Origin of the sequence: Streptomyces sp. RKAG293 (genome assembly GCF_023701745.1) — a bacterium.
Lineage (GTDB): Bacteria > Actinomycetota > Actinomycetes > Streptomycetales > Streptomycetaceae > Actinacidiphila.
In genome coordinates, this window is the sequence record NZ_JAJOZB010000001.1 from 7,530,578 (window position 1) to 7,551,412 (window position 20,835).

10 protein-coding genes are annotated in these 20,835 nt (G+C 70.4%); 8 read left to right on the top strand and 2 right to left on the bottom strand.

What is annotated here, in order from left to right; all coding sequences use genetic code 11:
• Positions 1 to 43 precede the first annotated feature (43 nt).
• The 5 genes from LNW72_RS33455 (at position 44) to LNW72_RS41790 (ending at position 15,106) form a co-directional block, all read left to right on the top strand.
• Complete coding sequence (locus LNW72_RS33455) at positions 44 to 1,537, top strand: alpha/beta fold hydrolase (RefSeq protein ID WP_250980415.1); 1,494 nt, start codon at positions 44 to 46, stop codon at positions 1,535 to 1,537.
• Positions 1,534 to 5,664 carry a hypothetical protein gene (locus LNW72_RS41780; protein ID WP_250978782.1) on the top strand — a complete coding sequence of 1,377 codons (4,131 nt, stop codon included), beginning with the start codon at positions 1,534 to 1,536 and terminating at the stop codon, positions 5,662 to 5,664. The genes LNW72_RS33455 and LNW72_RS41780 overlap by 4 nt, the downstream gene beginning before the upstream one ends.
• Before the next feature lie 37 nt (positions 5,665 to 5,701).
• A complete protein-coding gene (locus LNW72_RS41785; RefSeq protein WP_250978783.1) occupies positions 5,702 to 9,418 on the top strand; it encodes an AAA domain-containing protein in 3,717 nt (1,238 codons plus the stop codon).
• 871 nt (positions 9,419 to 10,289) lie between these two features.
• The gene (locus tag LNW72_RS33470; protein WP_250978784.1) at positions 10,290 to 12,659 is read left to right on the top strand and encodes a hypothetical protein; all 2,370 of its coding nucleotides are present in this window, start codon (positions 10,290 to 10,292) and stop codon (positions 12,657 to 12,659) included.
• Complete coding sequence (locus tag LNW72_RS41790) at positions 12,656 to 15,106, top strand: ATP-binding protein (RefSeq protein WP_250978785.1); 2,451 nt, start codon at positions 12,656 to 12,658, stop codon at positions 15,104 to 15,106. Before LNW72_RS33470 ends, LNW72_RS41790 begins: the two co-directional genes overlap by 4 nt.
• A 226-nt stretch (positions 15,107 to 15,332) precedes the next feature.
• Here LNW72_RS41790 and LNW72_RS33480 read toward each other — a convergent pair whose 3' ends face one another.
• On the bottom strand, positions 15,333 to 16,580 hold the full coding sequence (locus tag LNW72_RS33480) for a transcriptional regulator (protein ID WP_250978786.1): 1,248 nt from the start codon (positions 16,578 to 16,580) through the stop codon (positions 15,333 to 15,335).
• Between the two features lie 271 nt (positions 16,581 to 16,851).
• On the opposite strand from LNW72_RS33480, the gene LNW72_RS33485 reads away from it, so the two are divergent.
• A complete protein-coding gene (locus LNW72_RS33485) occupies positions 16,852 to 18,090 on the top strand; it encodes an Ig-like domain-containing protein (protein ID WP_250978787.1) in 1,239 nt (412 codons plus the stop codon).
• Positions 18,091 to 18,280: 190 nt separating this feature from the next.
• Here the strand turns inward: LNW72_RS33485 and LNW72_RS33490 are convergent, their stop codons facing one another.
• Positions 18,281 to 18,736 (bottom strand): MarR family transcriptional regulator, encoded by a 456-nt coding sequence (locus LNW72_RS33490; protein WP_250978788.1) that lies wholly within the window; start codon positions 18,734 to 18,736, stop codon positions 18,281 to 18,283.
• A 123-nt stretch (positions 18,737 to 18,859) separates the two neighbouring features.
• Here LNW72_RS33490 and LNW72_RS33495 point away from each other — a divergent pair, with 123 nt between their 5' ends.
• Positions 18,860 to 19,252, top strand: a complete 393-nt coding sequence (locus LNW72_RS33495; protein ID WP_250978789.1) for a nuclear transport factor 2 family protein — start codon at positions 18,860 to 18,862, stop codon at positions 19,250 to 19,252.
• Positions 19,253 to 19,358: 106 nt separating this feature from the next.
• Entirely contained in the window at positions 19,359 to 20,573 is a 1,215-nt protein-coding gene (locus tag LNW72_RS33500; RefSeq protein WP_250978790.1) for an alpha/beta fold hydrolase, read from the top strand.
• Positions 20,574 to 20,835: the final 262 nt, after the last annotated feature.

Consider the following 20,835-nt stretch of genomic DNA (forward strand, 5'->3'; position numbering starts at 1 on the left):
TAGCGTCCGGAGGAAGCGCCCGGAGGGTTGATGCGTGCCGAAGATGTCCAACAACTCCCTTGTGGAGGTGCGCCTTGCATATAGTCGGCGCATGAAGTCGCTCGGCGGCATCGGTTCATCGCGCGCACGCTCCGATGCCACGCACGATGCCGTTCTTGTCATCCCGGGAATCATGGGAACCAGGCTGGTGGAGGCCGCCACCGGCAAAGTGCTCTGGGGAATGGGCAAAGCCGCCGAGTACGCCGGCCGGTGGGATCTCGAGGGCGGGATGGACGCACTCGCCCTCAGCCCGGCGGAACGCGAGGGCGAGTTCGGGCGGGTAGTGCCCCGGGGCATCATCAGAACGCCTTCCTGGGCACCGCTTCTGGGCGGTGTGGAGCCCTACGACCGGCTGTTGAAGAGACTGCGGAACGTGGTCGTCCACCCTGATGCGATCGCAGAGTTCGGGTACGACTGGCGTCTGCCGACGGAATACAACGCCCAACGATTGGCCCAGGCCGTGGAATGCCACCTCGCCGCCTGGCGCGAGCATCCGCAGTCCAGGGCGGCGCGGGCGTTCGTGCCAGATGGAAGGCCCGCGGGAGTGGTACTCATCGCCCATTCCATGGGCGGCCTGGTGGCCGCCGCGGCTTCGCTCATACCCGGGGCGATGGCGGACGTGCGTGCCGTCCTCACTCTTGGTTCCCCGTTTCACGGTGCGGTCAAGGCGGTTCAGGTCCTCAGCGAGGGGCGAGGACTGCCCGGTCTGCCGAAGGAGAACCTCCGGCGGCTCGCCCGGACCCTGCCGGGAATTCACGACCTGTTGCCGAGTTACCGCTGCCTGGTCGTGGACGACGACGTGGTCGCCCTGGACGCGGCTGCCGTGGAGTCGGTCGGCGGGGACCGCGAGTTGGCGCAGCGTTCGTTCGATCTGCACGCCCGGTTGCGGACAGCAGTGCTTCCAGGCCACCGGATCATCCAGGGAACCACCCAGCAGACCCTGCAGTCCCTGCGGATCAGCGCGGGGGTGGCCGAGTTCCTCTCCGTGGGCTTCAGCCGGCACAGCGACGACACTCTGGTCCGCCACCCGGGGACCGGGGTGCCGGTCACGACGGACCACAAGGGGGACGGCACGGTCTTCCGCTACGCCACCTCCCACGGGAAGGTGCCGACGATCGCGGTGGCCCAGCAGCACACGGCGCTGCCGAGAACGGGCTCGGTCATCGACATCGCCTGCGGAATGCTCACCGGCGCGGCTCACGACGGGTCCCATCTGGCCGGGGACGACCTCGGGTTGGAGGTCCCCGACCAGGTCGATGTCGGCGTCCCCTTCGACATTCTGGCCCAGACCCGGCGGCACAGGAATGTCACCTTCACGGTCGAGGACCCTTATGCCATCAGCCCGTCGCGCGCGAGGATGATGGGGTCCTCCATGGCACGGGTTCGAGGCCAGGAGGACCGGTGGAGCGCCCGGATAACGCTCACGTCACCGGGCCTCTACCGGGTCGGGGCCAGCAGCGGCAGCGACCCCGTCACCCGACTGGTCATGGCGGTGTGACCGGCCCGAGCCAGGGCTTCGACATCGTCGGGCTGCCGATCGACACCTACGCCGACTGCGCAGACCTCGAAGCGACCGCCGAAATCGGGGCCATCGCGGAATTACTGAAACCCTGGGGAGGGGAGCCGGTCCCCTGGCAGACGCCGAGGCGGACGCAATCGGCGGTCAACGCACGGCTGGGCTCATGGTCCCGGGAGGAGAACCCGCGCAACTCTGTGCTGCTGTGGGTGGGACACGGCAACGGCAACGACCAGGAGGCGAACCTGGTGGTGGCGGGGGACGAGTCCAGCGACCACGACGACGAATACACTCCGGCAGCCATGGCGAGGCACCTGATCGACCGTTACCGCCCGGACGACCCCTACTGGGTCGTGGTCATGGTGGAGGCCTGTGGGGCCGCCCTGTTCGTCGACCACCTCCAGGCGGAGCTGTTGCGCCGGGGCGCTGCGGACCGCATCCTGCTCATCGGCTCCGGGGCGAAGAACGGCAAGGGATATCTCGCGGCGTTCCGTGCGGTCCTGGCCAGGGTATTCCGCGACCTGAACGGCAATGACTCCTACATCAGCCTGCGGGATCTGGGGGAGCGCATCGAAGACCTGCTGGTTCCGGGAAGTGTCCTCTCGAAGAGGATCGGAGGCGGGCGGTTGGTGCGCGCGTCGCCGCCGGTCCCGCCTGTGACCATGACCTTGGACGACCTGTCCCGACCGGCAGCCGCCGTCGAAACCGCTCTCACCGGTCCGCCGGCGGTGGTGTCATCCTCCGGGCTGAGCGCACCCGGCGGGGAGTTCTCTCCCTTCTTCGTCGGCCGGGCGGGGAGCCGCGGAGCGGTGATCCGGTGGCTGGAGGAGAGCGAACAGGGTCTGTTGGTGGTCACCGGGCCGCCCGGCTGCGGGAAGTCGGCGTTCCTCGCCGACCTCCTCCGCCGCGCTTCCGTGAGGGCGCCTCGTGCGGATGTGGCCCTGAACCTCACCGGAGCCTCGATGTCCCAGGTCGTCGACAGTCTGGCCGGGCAGTTCGGCGTCGACGCCCCGGCCTGGTCGGTGAGCGACGACCCCCGCGTCGAAGACCTCCTGGGCCGCATCGACCGTGCTCCGGAACGCAAGGCGACCGTGGTCGCCGACGCACTGGACGCGGCCGCGGACCCAGGACGCATGGCGCATCTGCTGCGGGCACTGGGGGCCCGACCGGGCATCCGAGTCGTCGTCGGTACCCGGCCCTCCACCACGGACGGACTCGATCGCCCGCCCTCACCGGCCGAGGACCTGCTGGACGCCCTGGGCCGAGGTAAGGACGAGGTGACGGTGCATCGCCTGGCACGGGATCCGCAGGACCTGGCCGAGTTCGTGCGCCACCGTCTCCTGTTCGAGCGGGCAAGGTTCTCCACGGCCGAGGTCGAGCTCGATGAGGCGGTGCCCCGGACGGTCGCCCTGATCGGCGCGCAGACCCCGGCGTCCGGGAGCGAACGGGACTTCCTGCACACCGTCCTGGTCGTCCACGAGATCATCGCCCAACCGGAGCTGCTGGCGGACGAAAACCGACAGGACCTCGCCGAACTGGTCGGCCGGGACCACCGCTCACTGTTCGGCGGAGTGGTCGACCGGCTGGAAGGCGTGCTTCCCGGGAGCCGCGCGGCGCTGCGAGCCCTCGCCTTCACTCAGGGACGCGGGCTTCCGCGAGCGGAGCGGATCTGGGCGACGGCGGCCTCCGCCCTGGGCGGGTCACGGGTGGATGCCCGGCTCCTTGCGGAGGTGGCCGTCGCCGCGGCCCCGTACATCATGCTGGACGCCGAGGACGGGCAGGCCGTGTACCGGATGGCGCACGGCGCCTTTCGGGAGATCCTTATCGGTGACAGCGCTCCGCACGCGATCGAGGCCGCGCACGCCGAAGTCACGGCGGCACTCGTGAAACTGACGATCGGGGCGGCAGGGGACGAAGTCGGGTCCTGGCGGCCGCATCCCTACCTCATTCGTCATCTCGCCGACCACGCCGCCGCCGGCGGCGCCCAGGGCTGGCAGACGCTCGCCGCGAGCCCTGACGTCCTCGACCTCCTCGATCCGGCGGCCGTCGCGGGAGCGGTCCTGCGGTTCGGGGTGCGGTTGGGTTCACTTCCGCTCCCGGTGGCGGGAACCCTGGCCACGGCCCACCTTGCGCTGCCCGGCGAAAGCGCCGACCGGCGCGGCCTACGGGAACTCGGCATGGGCGGAACCCTCGCCGGCGGCCCGCCTTCCGAGACTCCCGACGCCTGTGCGGCCCCCGAGCCCCGCAGAGTTCCCGTTCGTCCGACGGACACCTGGTCCGTGCGGTGGGCGGCGGTTCCCTCGCACGTCCCCCACGTCATCCTCACGCGTCTGAGCCACCCGATGTGCTCGCTCATTCCGCTGTTCGGGGCCGCCGGACGTCGGCTGGTCGTCGCCGCGGGTGACGCGGGCCTCGTCCGTGCGTGGGACCTCGCCACCGGACGGGAGGCGCTTCCCCCGCTCAGGATGGGGGGAAGCGCCGCGGGCCAGTCGGCGCTGGCCGCCCTCGGGTCGGCGGAGCGGGAAAGCATCCTCGCCGCCGCGGGGGAGGACAGCGTCCTGCACCAGTGGGACCTGGGGACCGGCGAGCGGCCCGTGGGTCCGGTCCAGCTCGCCACCGACACCGTCAGCGCCATGGTCCCGGTCGGCGGGGTGCTGGCGATCGGTGACCGGCAGGGCCGGATCGAGTGGGTCGACCCGGGCACCGGCGAGGCGATCGGTCGCACAGGGGTCGGGCACGGGGGACCGGTCCAGGGCATGGCGGTCTACCGCACGGGCCGGGGCGTGGGCGCGGCCGGTGAACGGCTGGTCTCCGTGGACGCCGGGGGGTCGGTGATGGTCTGGCGGCCGGGGCGGCGGAATTCGGTGCGGGCTTGGCGTGCCGACCAGGTCGCGCTCTACGCGGTCGCTGCCCTGGTCGGTCCGGGCGGCGAGCCGCTGGTGGCCACCGCGGGCGAGGACGGGAGCGTGCGGCTGTGGAACCCCGACTCCGGCACCCCTGTCGGCGAACCGCTCACCGGCCACGATGGTGCGGTGAACGCGGTCGCCGCCGTCACGCGACCGGGCGCGGCCACCCTCCTCGCCAGTGGCGGGAAGGACGGCACGCTGAGGATCTGGGACCCCTTCGGCGAGCGGCCGGAACGACATCGGCTCACCGGCCACCGGGGCCCGGTGAACGCGGTGACCGGTGTCGTAGGACCGGATGACGCAGTGCTGCTCGCCACGGCGGGCCAGGACGGCAGCGTCAGGCTCTGGGACGCGAGGGGACCGTATGTCCCGCGTGCCGGCGACTTCGGACCGGGGGAGGTCAGGGCACTGGCCCGGGTGACGGAGCCGGGCGGGCGGGCGGTCCTGGGGATCGGCGCCGGGGACGGGGTCGAGTGGCGCGACGCGTACGACGGACGTCTCCGGTCCGGGTTCCGGAGCGTCCCGGGCGGCGGTGGAGTCTCCATGACGGCGGTCGGGGGCGGTCGTGAGGAGGAGTTCCTCGCCGATGTGGGGGCTGACGGTCGCATCCGGGTGTACAGCCTCCTCGGAAGCGAATCCCCCCGTGACGTGCGCCTGCCCGCCTCGCTTCGCCGGGCGGGTTCGGGATTCCGGCTGGTGGCGGCGGTTCCGGGGCCGACCGGGACAAGCGTTCTCGCCGCTCTGACGGCGTACGGGGAGCTCTGCTCATTCGATGCCCGTACCGGTGCACTGCTGTCACGGTCCGACACCGGACTTCCGGGCCCCTTCACCGCGTTGGCGGCCCTGCCGCGCCGGGCCCGAAGTGCCGAGTTCGCCATCGCCTGCCGTAACGGGACCGACCTTCGCGTATTCGACCCGGCAACCGGCCACGGCCGGCTACCGGCACGAGGGGGAGGGGCCGGACAGGTCCGGGCGCTCGCCGTGATCGGGGGCGCCGGCGGCGCGCCGGGGATTCTCATCGCCGGTGGCTCGGGCGGCGGACTGGACCTGTGGGGCCTGGGGGCACTGCGGCTGCTGCACACCATCCGGCTGGGGGTGCGGACCCAGGCCCTGGCCGACCTCGGGGGCGGCGATCTGGCGGTGGGGACCGCGGAGGGCGCCCTCGTCCTCACGCTCAACCGGGAGCTCCTTTCCGGCGGTTGAACTGACAAGCCTTCCGGCCTCTGGCCAGAATGGACCGGTGACCACGGCCAGTCTTGACGAGCACAGGAATCTCATCGACCGGCTCTTCTGCCGGGACGGTGCTCCGTTCGGCGGCTACAGCTGCGTCGGTGACCCCGTGGTCGTGGTCACCGACCGGCTGGTGCGAGCGACGCTGCAGCCCAACGGCGACGACGACACACGCTACGACCTCTTCCAACTGACCATCTTCTGCGACATCCACAAGTTCGCCGGAGAACTCTGGGAGCACGCGGCCCGCAATCTGCTCCGGGTGGGCGCCCTCAACCACCCCGCGCTCCCGCGGATCGTCCTGGGCAAGTTCGTCCCCGCCGAGCGGGTGGCCTTCACCCTCACGCGGGAGCGGGGGATGCCGATCACCATGGACGACAGCATCAGCATGTTCCAGGGCGCGCCGCTGAAGGCGCTCGACCACTTCAGCCTGCTGCTTGATGCTCTCAGCGAGTTGCACGGTGCGGGGATCATGCACCGGAACCTCACCGCCGCCGCTCTCAACGTCCAACAGTTGGACCCCGACGACCCCTACGACGTGGCCATCACCCTCTCGCGTTTCGAGATGAGCACCCTGATCGGCAACGTGATCCGGAATGTGGGTGCGAGAGAAACCGGGGACGCGGCGGACAGCGCTCGTCAGTTCTACACGACACCGCCGCCAGGGGTGACGCAGGCGCGACATCACGCCTATCTGGCAACGGAGTTGCACGCATACCTGTTCGAGGAGCGGGCGAGCATCCGTCGCGACTGGGTGAGCACGGACGTCTTCGGACTCGGCGTGATCGCCTGGGAGTGGTTCTGCGGACAGATCGACGTGGTGCTGCCTGGCCCGTATGCCGGCCTGGAGGCGGCACAGGGGCCGCAGCGTGCCGCGGCTCTGCACGATCTGCACGTGGCGATGGTCGGGTACCTCGGCACGTCGGGCCTGCCCGACGCTCTCGTTCATACGCTGCGGCGGATGCTCGACCCCTTTCCGCGGACGCGGTTCACCTCCTTCGAGGCGGCGAAGCATCTGGAGACGCACTGGGAGACGATCCGGGCGCACTGGATCGCCGAGACGGCGACGGTGCCGCGCCTCGTGGCGTTCATGCCCGAGGAGAGCGAGATGCTCCACCAGGAGAGGCAGTGGATCCAGCACAGTCCGACCGGCAAGGCGGGCCGGGAGGAGTTGCAGGCCTTCCTGGAGAAGGAGCTCACCTCCGCCGAGCTGGTGCACGCCCCGAACGGTGCGCTGGGTTACGCGAGCGGCCCGGTGGACCGCCTGCGGGAGGCCGAGTGGGTGCTGGTGGGCGAACGGGCGGTGTGGTTCTGCGCCGTCCTGCACGACTACCAGGCGATGACCGGGAAGCGAAGGCTCTACCACGAGGTCCTGGTGATCAAGTACCTGCGGGAGAAGGACATCACCAGGGAGCTCGTCTACGCCAAGCGACGGCGCAAGGTGGAGAGCATTCAGCTGGTGCCCTTCCGGCCGGGGCAGGACCTGACCGGAGTGCTCGTCGGTCGCCCCAAGTGGACCCACCTGGAGGAGGCGGTCCGGGACCACCTGGGATCCGATGGCCCGAACGCCATGTATCTCCGCTCGCTCCAGTTCCTCCTCGACTACCAGCGGGCCGAGGTCGACTCCCGCTGCTACGCCTTCCGGCGGGTCGGGCCCAACGCGCGCGGGCAGGTGGTCCTCGAACTCGACAGCGAGGCGGACGACTACCGCAGGCACAGCGACTGGCTGCTGACCGCCTACTGCGGGGACCCCCGCCGACGGCCACCGCTCGGCGACTTCGTCCACGCCCTCGACAGCGAGAAGGGCTTCACCCAGGTGGACCTCGTCCCCAGATCCGGCCGGCATCCATACTTCAGCCGGAGTTCGACGGTGACGGCCGGCTTCTTGCGGTGGGTGAACGAGAGCGCGATCCGGGTGCAGGCTCCGCCCGGTGCGGAGATCCCTGAGACAGGGTGGATCCGCCCCCACGGCGATGGTGGCACCACGCCGCAGCTCAACCGCCAGGAGCGTGCGCTCACCCTGCTCAAGGCCCAGCCGATGCTGGTCGAGGCGCTGCGCGCCCCGCGGTCCTTCGACCTGGGGAGGGGACGGTGGCTCGAGCCGACCATCCCCGAGGAGCGCAAGCTCAGCCTGGAGTCCCGGAAGACCATGGCGACCATGCTGGGAACGCATCCCTTCTACGCCCTGCAGGGGCCACCGGGCGCGGGCAAGTCAACCCTGACGGTAGCGGCCATCAAGAAGAACCTGGAGGCGGAGAAGGGCGCGCGCATCCTGGTCAGCTCCCAGTCGAACCAAACCCTCGACGGGTTGGCCCGAAAGCTCATCGACGGTCAGGGGCCCCATTCGCTGATCCTCCGGGAGACCTCGTTGGGGGACGCTCAGAAGGTGACCGACGAAGTGGTCAAGAGGCACACCCTGCCGAACCTCACGGCAGATGTCGCCAACACGGTCACAGCGGTCCTGGGCGCGAGGCTGGAACGAGGGAGCGAGGAGGAGCCGCCCTACCAGGACCGGCCCTACGACGCGGGGACGCTGCGACTGGCCCGCAAGCGCGGCATCGCCCTCGACGACCTGCCACCGCTGACCGGGGAACTGCGGAAACTCGCCGGGGAGTGGCTGGGCCACGTCGGCTCCGACCTGATGGAACTCACCGAGCGCGTACGGGCGGGGGCGAGCGTGGTCCTGGCCACCTGCAACATCGCGGCGACCATCAACGAGGGCCGGTGGAACCCCAAGGACCTGTTCGACTGGGTGATCGTCGAGGAGGCGGCCAAGGCCTGGCCCACGGAGATCGTCGTTCCGCTCGTCCTCGGCGTGCGCTGGACGCTGATCGGCGACCATCGGCAGCTCGGCCCACACCGCCAGGACGCGTTCGACACCTTCCTCACCTCCCTCGACAAGCACCAGGACAGCCCGGCGAAGACGGAGTTCGAGAATCAGGAGTTCCACCGCAGGGCGCTGCGCATGTTCGAGCACTTCTTCGATGGGAAGACCGCCTCCGACTACACGGCCGCCGACTCGGCGGTAGGACGGCTCGAGAAGCAGTTCCGCATGGTCAAGACCATCGCCGAACCTGTCAGCCGCACCTTCTACCCGGCGGTCCCCCGTAAGGTCGACGCCGATGGGCTGCCGTTGAGCTTCCTCACGACCACCAAGGTGATGCCGCACGGCGTGGTCTACCCCGAGTTCCTGATGGCGCGACCCCTGGTGTGGATCGACACGGCCGACTGCGAAGGCTTCGAGGAGCAGCCGCGGTGGTTCAATACCGGCGAGGTCGATCTGGTGGAGCGGCTGGCACTGTCCCTCACCCCGGTGTCGGCGCCGCCCAAAGACCTCAAGGCCGACAACAGCCTTGTGGTCCTCACCCCCTACGCGGCCCAGGTCGCGCTGCTCGCCGAGCGGCCTGCTCTGGCGGGCCGCGAGCACACGGTCCACTCCTTCCAGGGAGCGGAGGCAGACCGGGTGATCGTGTCCCTGGTGCGGAGCGGACCGCGCTCCGCACCAGGGCCGGAAGCTCTGGTCACACAGCCGAGCACGGTCAACAGGGTCGGCCACGTCAGCCAACCCGAACTGATCAACGTGCTGCTGTCCCGTGCCAAACGGCTCCTGGTCATCGTGGGGGACCGGCAGCACTTCACCGCGCACGGTGGCGAGGACTGGCGCCAGATCGCTGACGTCATCGACAGGTACGGCGTCGTGGTGCCGGCGAGCGAGGTGATGGAATGAGCAGGAACTTGGTCCAGATAGCCCTGCCCTGCCGGAGATTGACCCTCAAGGTGGTGGTCTGTCCGGAGGACGGCAGGAGCGTCCTGGAGGACCTGGTGATGAAGGCCGTCGCAGCTGAGGTCACCACGGTCGAGGGCCTCGCCGAGTTGTTCGTCCTTCCGTACCGGGTGGCCCTGGACGTGGTCGCCTCTCTCTGGGGGAGAGGCCTGCTCTCGGTCGACCTGGTGAGCGGTCGGTTCGATCTCGGCGACTCGGTGATGGAAACCATGAATGCCGCTTCGGGCTCTCCTCTCAAGGAGGCAAGCGCCGTCACCGAGACGCGCGACTACCTGTACGAGCCCGTCTCCGGGAGCTTCTTCCCGGACAAGGACGGCACTCACACGCCGCCCTACGGCACGCTGCGCGCCCCGGTCAACGAGAGCATCAGGGCACACGACCTGCCCCCCGGGGAACTGCTCGCCGCGGTGCAGGTGGCGACGGCCCGGGACCGGAACGCGGGCTACCGGCGCCGCATCCTCAGTGTCGGGTTCGGGAATCCCCTCCTGCGCCCCGCGGACGACATCCGCTGGCTCACCGTCAGCGCGCGCATCCAGATCGACGAGGACACCGACCGTCTGAACGTGCTTCTCGACGAGACCGAGATCCGCACCTGGAGCGTGCTGGCGGGCGAGCGCATCCATGAGTACTTTGCGGCACTCGGCGACGAACGGCCGGACTTCCCCCTGGTCCAGGAACTTCGTGGCGCGGCGGAGCGGGTGCTGGTGGCGCAGGACGGAATGTCCAAACTCTTCCGCAGACTTGACGACGCGATCGGCCGGCTCGCCGGTACCCGTTCCAGGGCGACGGTGGCGAGGAGAATCTGCCGAGGGAGATGGAGTTCACCGCACGCCAGATCCAGGACAGGACGGAGGCACTGCGGCAGGCCCGGGCCCGGCTCACCCCCGTCCAGGACGCCCAGGGACACCTGTGGGCCCTCCGCGATCTACTCGCCCAAGCCCGCTCGCAAGTGGTCATCGTCACCCCCACCATCCACTATGCGGCGCTGAATCCGCTGCTCGGGGAGTTGCGTTCGGCGCTGGACCAGGGAATCCGGCTGGTCATCAGCTGGGGGCGGACACCCAGCGACTCACTCCCTCCTGAGGTGCGCACCGCCTTCAGCGAGCTGTCGTTCCGCTACAAGTCCCAGGTCCTTCTGTCCCAGCGGAGCGCCCGGACCAGCGGCTGCGTCGTGGTCCAGGACAACCTCCGCGCACTGGTCTCCTCCCACAGCCTGCTGGAGATCTCGGTCAGGTCGGAGGACCGGAGCCTCGGCATCCTGGTCGAGCCGTCCGAACATGGCACAGCGGTACCCCAGTGCATCGCCGCGCTGTTGCGGCGGCTCCAGCGGTCCTGGTACCCCGGGCAGGAGGCGATGCAGATCCGTTCGAGGAGCCAGGACTTCAACGCTCTCGCCGAGGACCCGCCGGCACCCGTGTCGGGGTTCGTGCCGGTGCCGGCCCCACCCCAACCGGCCGACGACAGCCCGGAGATGCGCCGGATCTGGCTGGAGAGCTGGCGCGAACACCACGAGGCGCTGCTCGCGGTGGTTCGGGCGGTCGTCCAGGAGGATCCGAGTGTGACGCTGGTGGAGGACGGGGCACATGACGACTTCCTGTGGCAGGCGCTGCACGGGGCCTCCACGCGGCTCGTCCTGGCCGACGACCGGATCAGCCCCCAGGCGGCCACCGAGCGGGTCGCCACCGCGCTGCGGGAACGGGCTGCCGAAGGCGCCGACGTCCACGTGGTCCATCCCCCCATCCACGACACCGACGCCGTGAAGTCCTTCGCCACCCTCGCGGGTTCGAACCGATCGAACCTCGTTGTCCGGCGTACCGCCGCCGCGGCTCGGGTCGTCATCGCCGACGACACGGTCCAGATCGGAAGCTTCGCGCCTCTCGGCCATGCCAGGGTGCACGTTGAGGGGCGGCCGGAAAGCAGCGGGGAGCTGGGAATCCGGGTGCAGAGTGGAGCGTTCGCCGCCGATATCGCGTCCATCCTCGGCATGGCGCCGTCCCGCGCCCCTCGGTCGGACGGTATCGGATCCGGCCTGGAACGGACCGGGACCGGAACAGGCGCCGTCGCCGCGGCCTGTGGGGCGCTGGTGAGGGTCAGACAGGCACCGAGGAACCGGTACGGCGAGGTCCTCACCGAGGTGATGTCCGGGCTGGCCGAGCCGTGGACCCTCCTGGAGGTCTGGCAGGACCAGGGGATTCCCGCGAGCGACCTGCGGCGCGGCGCCGCGACCCTGCTCCGGCTGCGGGACCGTATCCCCGACACGCAAAGGGACCGCTGGGCCGGCTGGCTGGTCGGCGACGCCTGGGAGCGCCACCACTTTGTGGAGGCGTCCCTGATCGGTCGTCTCCTGCCCGAAGTGGGCAGCGGGCTGACGTCGCCCCTTTGTACCGCCGCCGTTCCTGTCGAGCTGGGTCCGCTGGGCGCCCGGCTGGGGGAGGCGGTCGTCGCCCTGGAGAGCGACATTGCCAACGCGGTGGGCGCGGTCGGCGGTCTGGCAGAAGCCCTGTTCTGGGGCGGACAGGACGGGGAAGCGGTGGTGGCCGCGGTCGGCGACGCCCTTCCCCGGGTTTGGCGGGAGTTCGCCGAGAACGCCGTGGCCCACGCGCGGGGGACCGCACGGGCCCTGCCTCTGGACCTCTTCAGAGCCCAGCTGAGCAGTGCGCCGTCAGCCGCGGAGGTGGAGGCACAGTGGGGAGACATCGCCGAGCTCTTGGACCAGATCCGGCGCAGGCGGCAGCGGTTCACCTTCACCTCGGGATTTGTCATCCACGACGGCCTGTTCAGTTCCGACGGACTGCTCACGCACGTGGAGAGGGCCGCACGGGGGGACGTTCTGACCCGGACCGAACTCGCTCCGTGGCTCCACCTCGACCTGCAGGAGCACATGGACCGACTGGTCTCGGACGCAGGTGGGCAGCCGGTTGAATGGCGCAAGCAGCGCCCCTACTTCCGGCGCATCGAGAATCTCGTTCTGGACGCGAAAAGGCTCACGTACCACGGAGAAGCCCGCGGCGGTGGCGTTCCTGAGATCGAGCGCGGCTGGCGGGACTTCGCCGCGGACGTCGCGCTCCATTGGAACGCGCTCTCCAGCGAGGCGGACGCCTTCCCCGACCCGTACCGCCACCCCTTGTCCGCGGTCCTGCACCGACTGAGCCCGGCCGCCCAGTGGTCGAAGGAGCATCGGTGAGCGACGCGATGGACGAGATCCTCCGCGTATGGCCGGAGCGCTTCCGGTTCCGCCGACTGGTCACCGCCCTGCACGACGAGGAGAGCCCGCAGGAGGTCGACGCCATCGACGCCGTGCTGGGCGGACTGGCGAACGACGATGACGAACAGACCGTCTTCCTGAGCCTGTTGGAGGCGGGCGACTTCGGCATGGCCGTCCATCTGCTGGAGGAATGCCCCGCGTCGCGCAGACTCCGGAACTTGCGGCGCAAGCTTCTCAAGGCGCGCTGGTCAGAGGCGCTCCAGGACGTCCAGCGCAAGGCGAGCGAACTGTCGCAGCAGGCGAACGACGCGGGTCTACCGATTCCGACAGGCCTCGAGAAGTCCCCGCTGCTGGAGCTGAGCCGACATTCCCTGCCCGAGGCGCTCGGACGGCTACGCGAGGTGGAGCAGAACCTGGACCGTGCGGTGGCCGAGGGTAGGGAGGAACTGAAGGCCAGAGTCCCGACGGAGCGGCACGGAACGCCCTGGGGCGATCGGTTCGACGCCCTGGTCCAAGCCGGATTTCTCCGTGCCGCCGCCAGGATGATCGAACAGGGGGCGGAGGACGAGGGCCCGGAGGCGGTTCCACCGTTGCCCTACTGGGCCTGGGGAGACACCAGCCCTTCCGAGGTCCTGGACTGGCACCTCGACCCCGGTAAGCGTTGCCCGAATGCCTTCAGAGCCTGGTTGGACATCGACGAGACTTCGAAGGCTCTGATCCGTGCCTTCTCCGGTCTCCCCACCAGGGGGCACGACATCGCCGTGGAGTTCGTGCAGGCCCTGGACGAATTCCTGCACGCCGAGTCGCTGTGGATCGGGCGGCTCGACCCGGTCGGTGACGAATTCCTGACGCTCCTCCCCTCGGTCTTCGCTTCCCGGGAACTCCAGCGGTTTCGCCCCCAAGGCTCGGTCGACCTGTTCGTCGGAGGCCCCGGCACCCGGCACCCCGAGGAACTCGCAGGACTTCGTCCGTTCGCCGCAGTGGGTCCCGACATGGCGCGGCGGTCCGGTCGTGGCCAGGGTGCCGTGCTCGATCTGCGGTCGCTGCTGCAACTCGTCAACCTTCGAACCGGACGGGCCGCCGCGCTGCTACGCATCCTCGGACCGCAGTGGCCCCTGTCGACCTTCGTGGGCGAGACTCCCGAGCAGCTGGACGAGTACCTCGGGGTGGGCGACGCGACACGCTGGACGATGCTGCGCTGGATCGTCGACCTCACCGGTCTCGGTGGTGCGACCGTTGCCGACGGGTTGGCCTACGAGACGGGTTCCGACCCGGAACTGCTCCAGCTCTTCCTCAGGGCCCTCGCCGAGCGGCAGGAGCGCCCTCAGGCCGGCTCGCGGCCATGGCTCACGAGCTGGCGACACGACCGTGAGTTCGTCGCGTCGATCGAGCGTGCGGTGCTGCGCCCGTTGGAAGCGGTGCCGGTCGCCCGCATCGCCTTCTGGGCCGCGCTCGCGGCAGCGGCGGCCTCCGGGGAGTCCTCCAGGCAGGAGACGGAGGAACCCGGGAACGAGGTGACCGCGTCCGGCGTGCTGTCCACCGTCCACCAGGCCTCGGCCGAGGCCGAGCCGGACGACCAGGAGCAGACTCATGGGGAGATCCCGCAGGAGGAGGAGCTGAGGGGTGGTCTGGCGCAGCTCGCACGACTGCGACTGACCGTCGATGCCTCCACGGAACGCGTGTGGTTTCGCTCGTGCGGGGTCCTGCTGGTGCTCGGCTCGTTCGCGGAGGAGCGACTCGTCGAGACTCTCGCCGAGTGGCGGACCCGTCCCGAGGAGGGCGGGTCCAGCGCCGAGCGCACCCGCCGGTCCTGGGAGTGGCAGCTGCGGCGACACGCGCTCAGTCCCGACTACGAGGACGTCCTCGCCCTGCTGGAGAAGAACGGGGAGATCGATCCGGTCGATCCACGGTGGATCCGGCTCACAGCGCAGACGAACGACCTCTCGGCGAGCGCTTCGCAGATCGACGGAGAGACCGACCTGACTCCGCTGCTCCACTCCTTGGGAGCGAAATGGGAGAGTGCCTATCCGGGCTGGACGGTGGCCATCCGCACACCGCCGACCGCGGTGGCCCGGGTCAGCGCCCGCGCCGCCCAGGTCCTGCTGTACGAACTGCTCGCAAACGCGGCGGACGCGCTGGCCGGGTCCGGTACCGGCGCCGTGTCCGTCTCGGTCGAGCCGCAGGGGGAGGACGACTGGCTTGTCGACGTGTTGGACAGCGGCCCCGGTATCGGCTTCCCCGAAGGGCGTGAGCATCTCGTCTTCCGTGACCTGAAGTCGACCCGCGGGGAGGGCCGCGGGCGGGGACTGTACCGCGCTCGGCAGGTTGCACTGGAAGCTGAGGGCGATCTCACCCTGCACGCCCGTGCCAACAGCCACCCGGTTTTGCGGGGCGCACACTTCCGCCTGGTCCTGCCGATGGCCTGACGCCTGGCGGCCGCTCGCTCCACCGCGCCCCGGCCGACAACCGGGCCGCGCTCGCCATCGCCGACCTCGACCTCGACTCCACCGACCCGGACATCGGCATCGCGGTTCGCTACGCCCGCCCCTGGCGCAGGCTCGCCCGCGCCGGCCTCGAGCCGTTCCCGCCGGTGAGCAGCGGTCGCTCCGGAGCCGGACCCGGAGCACCGGGACGTCGGGCGCCGCGTCGCTGTCACTGCTGAAACGGGCTCGGCTCCCAGGCTTGTCCGCCGATCGGGTGGACGTACAGCGGCCGGCCCTTCACCGCGCTGGTGCGGAACGGCGTGCCGTGGCCGAGGTCGACGGGGAGCGTCCCCTTCCGGTCGCCGCTGGACCACTCCAGCTCCAGGTACCAGGACACGTCGTGGGAGGTGGTCCGGGCGGTGATCTCGATGACCTCCGGGTCGCCCTCGCTCACCTTCAGCGGCAGGCCGGTGCCGCCCTCGATCACGACCGGCCGCGGGCGGGCCGCGTCGAGATCGAGGTCGTAGGAATGGACGTCGACTCCACCGCCGCAGCCCTCGCCCATGGAATAGGCGTTCCAGGCGAGGGGAGCCGCGATCCGGGCGACCCGGACGTTGAGGCCCGACAGCACCACGGTGTCCCTGCCGGTGCCCTGCACGACGATCTCGATCGACAGGTAGCGGCCGGGAACCCCGCCGAGCCGGGAGACCCAGCCCGCCACGTCCGGCACCTGGGGCGGGCGAGGGACTTCGGACGGCGGGCGGTCGACCAGGTACTGATCGCACGGGGTGTCCCACCCGGAGGGCTTGACCGAAACCTTGATCGGAGCGCTCGTGTCCGTCCCGCCGGTCGGCCGCGGCGAGCCCGCGCCCGTGCCGGCGGAGGCGAGCGCGGGGGAGGACGGCGAGTCGGGACCGCCCGGGGCCGGAGATCCGGCGGACGACTCCAGCCCCGTGGCGACGGCCCCGATGGTGGCCAGCACCACGGCGACCGCCGCCGCGGCCAGGATCCCCCGGTGGCGGACCCGCCACCGCCGCGGCGCCGCCCCGGGGACGGGGTCGGGTTCGGCGCGGGCGGCGAGGACCGGTCCGGCCTCGTCACCTCTCCCGTCCGGTGTCGCCTGCGCCTCGGCCCCCGTCTGCGCCTCCGTCGGACCGGTCGCCTCCGCCGGACCCGTCGGACTTGACGGTTCGGGCCCGGCTGACGTCCTGCTTCCCCGCGCCGCGTGGGCGACGACCCACAGCCGGTACAGCTCGACGAGCTCTTCCGGAGTCGCCTTGCACAGCCGGGCGAGGTGGTCCAGCGGGGCGAACTCCGTCGGTACCACGTCCCCGGTGCAGTAGCGGTGGAGTGTCGAGGTGCTCAGATGCAGCCTCTTCGCCAGCGCGCCGTAACTGAGTCCCGACCGGCTCTTCAGCTCCCCGAGCAGCCGCGCGATCCCGTCCCGCTCCCTCAACTCCCCGAACCCCTCTGACACCGTTCCTCCACCCCGCTCTTGCGTCCCGCAATGATCGCGCCCCGCCGTCTCCGGCCGCCATCGGCGGTCGGGTTCGGCACGCCGCTCACGCTCCCGCGGTTCCCGCCGCAGGGCACGCCGTTCCTCCGTCCCATGGACGCGTCCCAGGAAGGTTACGTCTTCCCAGCTCAAAGCCGGTAGAGGCGTCCCTGCGTCCCAGATCGGACGCTGGCCCTTGCTGCTGGGACGAAGCGGCCGACAGGCTCTCGGTGATCACCGAGAAGGAGCAATAGTGAGTACTGTTCAGGCGGCCCGGAGCGCGATACGTACCGGCGACCGATTCCACCGCGGCGCTGTGGCGCTGACGATGGGCGGCATCCTGCTGATGACCGCGGCCTGCGGCGGCCACCACGGCGAGGGCGCCGAGGCCTCCCGCGTGACGGACCCCGCCGCCACGACCACGGCCGGGGCCGTGCCGAAGACGTCGGCCGCGGTGCTGGACGTCGAGCCGAAGGACGGCGCCCAGGGCGTCGCCCCGAACGCGCTTCAGGTGTCCGTCTCCCACGGGAGGCTCACCACCGTGGACGTGACCGACAAGAACGGCAAGCGCGTGCCCGGCTCGCTCACCCCGGACGGCACCGGCTGGAAGCCCGCCGCCGCGCTCGCACCCGGCACGGCGTACACGGTGAACGCCCAGGCGACGGACGCCGACGGCCTCGCTGCCGCCGCCACCACGGCGTTCACCACGCGCGCGCCCGACAAGCAGGTCTCCACCAACGACAACATCGGCGACGGCCAGACCTACGGCGTGGGCATGATCGTCAAGGTGGAGTTCAGCAGGAAGATCGTGAACAAGGACGCCGTTGCCAAGGGCATCACCTTCGCGACCGACAACGGCACCGAAGTGAAGGGCCACTGGTTCGGTAACGATCGGCTGGACTTCCGACCGGCCGAGTACTGGAAGCCGGGCACCAAGGTCACCATCCACTACCGGCTGAAGAACGTCGAGGTCTCGCCGGGCGTCTACGGCGACGTGGACAGGGACGAGCCGTTCACCATCGGCCGGTCGCAGGTGTCCACCGCGAACGCCGCCACGCACCAGCTCACGATCGTCCGGAACGGCAAGGCCACCACCGTGCCCGCCACGCTCGGCGACGAGAAGCACCCGTCGTGGGGCGGCACCATGGTGATCATGTCCAAGGAGAAGGTCACCCACATGAACTCCCGGACTGTCGGACTCGGCGACGAGTACGACATCCCCGCCGTCCCGCACGCGATGCGGCTGACCAGCAGCGGCACCTACCTCCACGGCAACTACTGGTACAAGGGCGACCCGTTCGGCAAGGCCAACACCAGCCACGGCTGCGTCTCGCTCAAGGACGTGGAGGGCGGCGGCGACAACTCCGTCGCGGGCGCGTTCTTCAACAGCTCGCTGATCGGCGACGTGGTCAAGGTCGTGAACTCGAAGGAGAAGGCGGTCGCCCCCGACAACGGGCTCGGCGGCTGGAACCTCCCCTGGGCGAAGTGGTAGACCCGCCCCCTCGACCGCACCGCCCGCATCGACCGTGACGACCGCATCGACCGTGACGACCGCACCGCCCGTGACGACTGCACCGCCCGTGACGAACAGGACGGGCGGTCGCCGAACCGGTGCCCGCGGGCAGGAGAGGGCCCACCGCGAACCGTGCCCGCCGGGCCCTCGCCCGTCGGGCTCGTGACGGTCAGTCGTGGTCGGCGGCGAAGGGTCCCTGTTCGACGAAGCGGCGCAGGAGGCGGGCGAAGGTACGGGCGTCGTCCTGCGGCCAGCTGGCGAGTGAGTCCTCGATGACGTCCGCGAGTCGCCGCCGGGTGACGGCCACGATGGCGTGGCCGTCGTCGGTGAGGCTGAGCAGGGTGGCGCGGCTGTCGTCCGGGTCCGGGTGGCGCTCGAGGAGGCCGGACCGCTCCAGTCGGTCGGCGCGCCGGCTGACGGTGGTGCGGTCCAGTCCGACCTCGCGGCCGAGGTCGGCGGCGCTGCACGGGCCGGTGCGGGCCAGGCCGCTGAGGACCGGGTAGGTGAGGTCGTCAAGCGCCTCCTCCAGGCCGTCGGTGATGCGGGTGTGGAGACGGGTGCGGGTGCTGCGCCGCAGGAGCAGCCCGAGGGTGTGGGCGATGTCGTCGCCGGTCGTGTTCGTCACCGCTCCAGATTAGCGTGCGCAACGCACGCTTTTCCTGCTACAGTCATAAGCGTGCTCGAGGCACGCATCTCTTGTACTCGCCGTACTCGCCCTACGGGCCACCACCACACCGGAGGAAATCCCATGAACCGCACCGACATCCGCACCGCCCTCACCGACCTGCTCCTCACCCCGGGCCTGGACCTGGACGAGGCCGCCGAGCGGCACTTCGCCCCCGACTACCGTCAGCGCACCGACGGCAGCTGGGCGGACCGCACCGAGTTCCTCGCCCACATCGCCCACCTGCGCACGGTCGTGGCCGGCGGCTCGGTCGAGGTCCACGACGAACTCGCGGACGGCGACCGGTACGCCGACCGCCACACCATGGAGGTCGTCAAGACGGACGGCTCCACGGTCCGAATGGAGGTCTACGTGTTCGCCGAGTTCGCGCCCGACGGCCGCTTCCGCCGGATCGAGGAGACCACCTTGCTGCTCGAAGGCTCCGAGGCAGACCGCGACCTCGGCAGCGCCCGCTGAACCTCCTCGTGCCGATCCCCGGCGTCGGACGGCTCCGAGGCCGACCGCAACCCCGCCGCCGCCCCCGTCCGGCCGTGCTCATTCCCACACCTCCGAGGAGACCGTCATGAAGCAGCTGCTGTTCCCGAACAACCCGCAGTTCTGGTACGAGACCCTGCGTTCGATGAGCCATATCGCCTATGGTGGCGCTGATTTCGGTGAGGTCGTCTCCACGGGTGAGCGCATCGTCGAGGGTGACTACGACAGCTGGCACACCGAGTGGCTCGCGACGGCCGACCGGGTGGCCGACGAGGCGCGGAAGGCGCTGGACGCCGGTCACCGGGTCAGTGCCCGGGACGGGTTCCTGCGGGCGTCGAACTACTACCGCTCGGCGGAGTTCTTCCTGCACGGTCACCCGTGCGACCCGCGTCACGACCACGCCTACGACCGCAGCGTGGCCTGCTTCCAGGCGGCCGCCGCCCTGTACACCCCGCGCATCGAGCCGGTGCGTATCCCGTACGAGGGCACGACGCTGCCGGGCTACCTCTACCGGGCCGACACCTCCGGCGCACCCCGGCCGACCCTGATCATGCACTCCGGCTTCGACGGCACCGCCGAGGAGCTCCACTTCAGCGGCGCGCTGGCGGCCGTGGAGCGCGGCTACACCGTCCTGACCTTCGACGGCCCAGGACAGCCCGGGCCCCGCCACCACCAGGGCATGGTGTTCCGTCCCGACTGGGAGAACGTCATCACCCCCGTCGTCGACTTCGCAGAAACCGTCCCCGAGGTCGACAACAGCCGTATCGCGCTGCTGGGTTCCAGCATGGGCGGCGTGCTCGCCCCCAGGGCGGCGGCGTTCGAACACCGGCTGGCCGCGGTGATCGCCGTCGACGGCGTCTACGACCTCGGGCAGATATCCGTCCGCAACATCCCCGGCGACCGTAACGCCGCCGAGCGGCTCCTGCGCGCGGAATCCGCCCCCGAACTCGACGCCGTCTTCGAGCAGATCATGGCCCAGGACGCCACCGCCCGGTGGGCGATCAACCACGGCATGTACGTCATGGGTGTCGACACTCCCCGGGCCTTCAGCGCCTCCTATCTCGACTACACCCTCGACCACGGCATCGCCGAGCAGATCCAGTGCCCCACCCTGGTCTGCGACGCCGCCGAGGACGAGTTCTTCAAGGGCCAGCCCGAGCAGCTCTACGATCACCTGACCTGCCCCAAAACCCTCATGGTCTTCACCGCCGAGGAAGGCGCCGGCGCACACTGCCACCCCGGCGCCATGCGCCTGTCCCTCGCCCGCATCTACGACTGGCTCGACGACACCCTCACGACGTGAGTGGTGGTCGCCGGATGGCCCTCCCGGTCGGCCTCGACCGCCCGATGGGCCGCCCCAGGACCCATTACGAGTGGGCTTCGGCAACTGCGACGTCCTCCTCGTCCTGCCGCAGCTCGGCCTGCGGCGTGGGCGACGGTCCGGCCGCTGCTGCCGGTGCCGGGCTGGATGCGCGGCCGGGGCGGGCAGCCGGAGACGTACTGCCACTGGCTGCCACGGGGCGGTACTGAACGCGATCCGCTACCTCGTCGACAACGGCATCAAG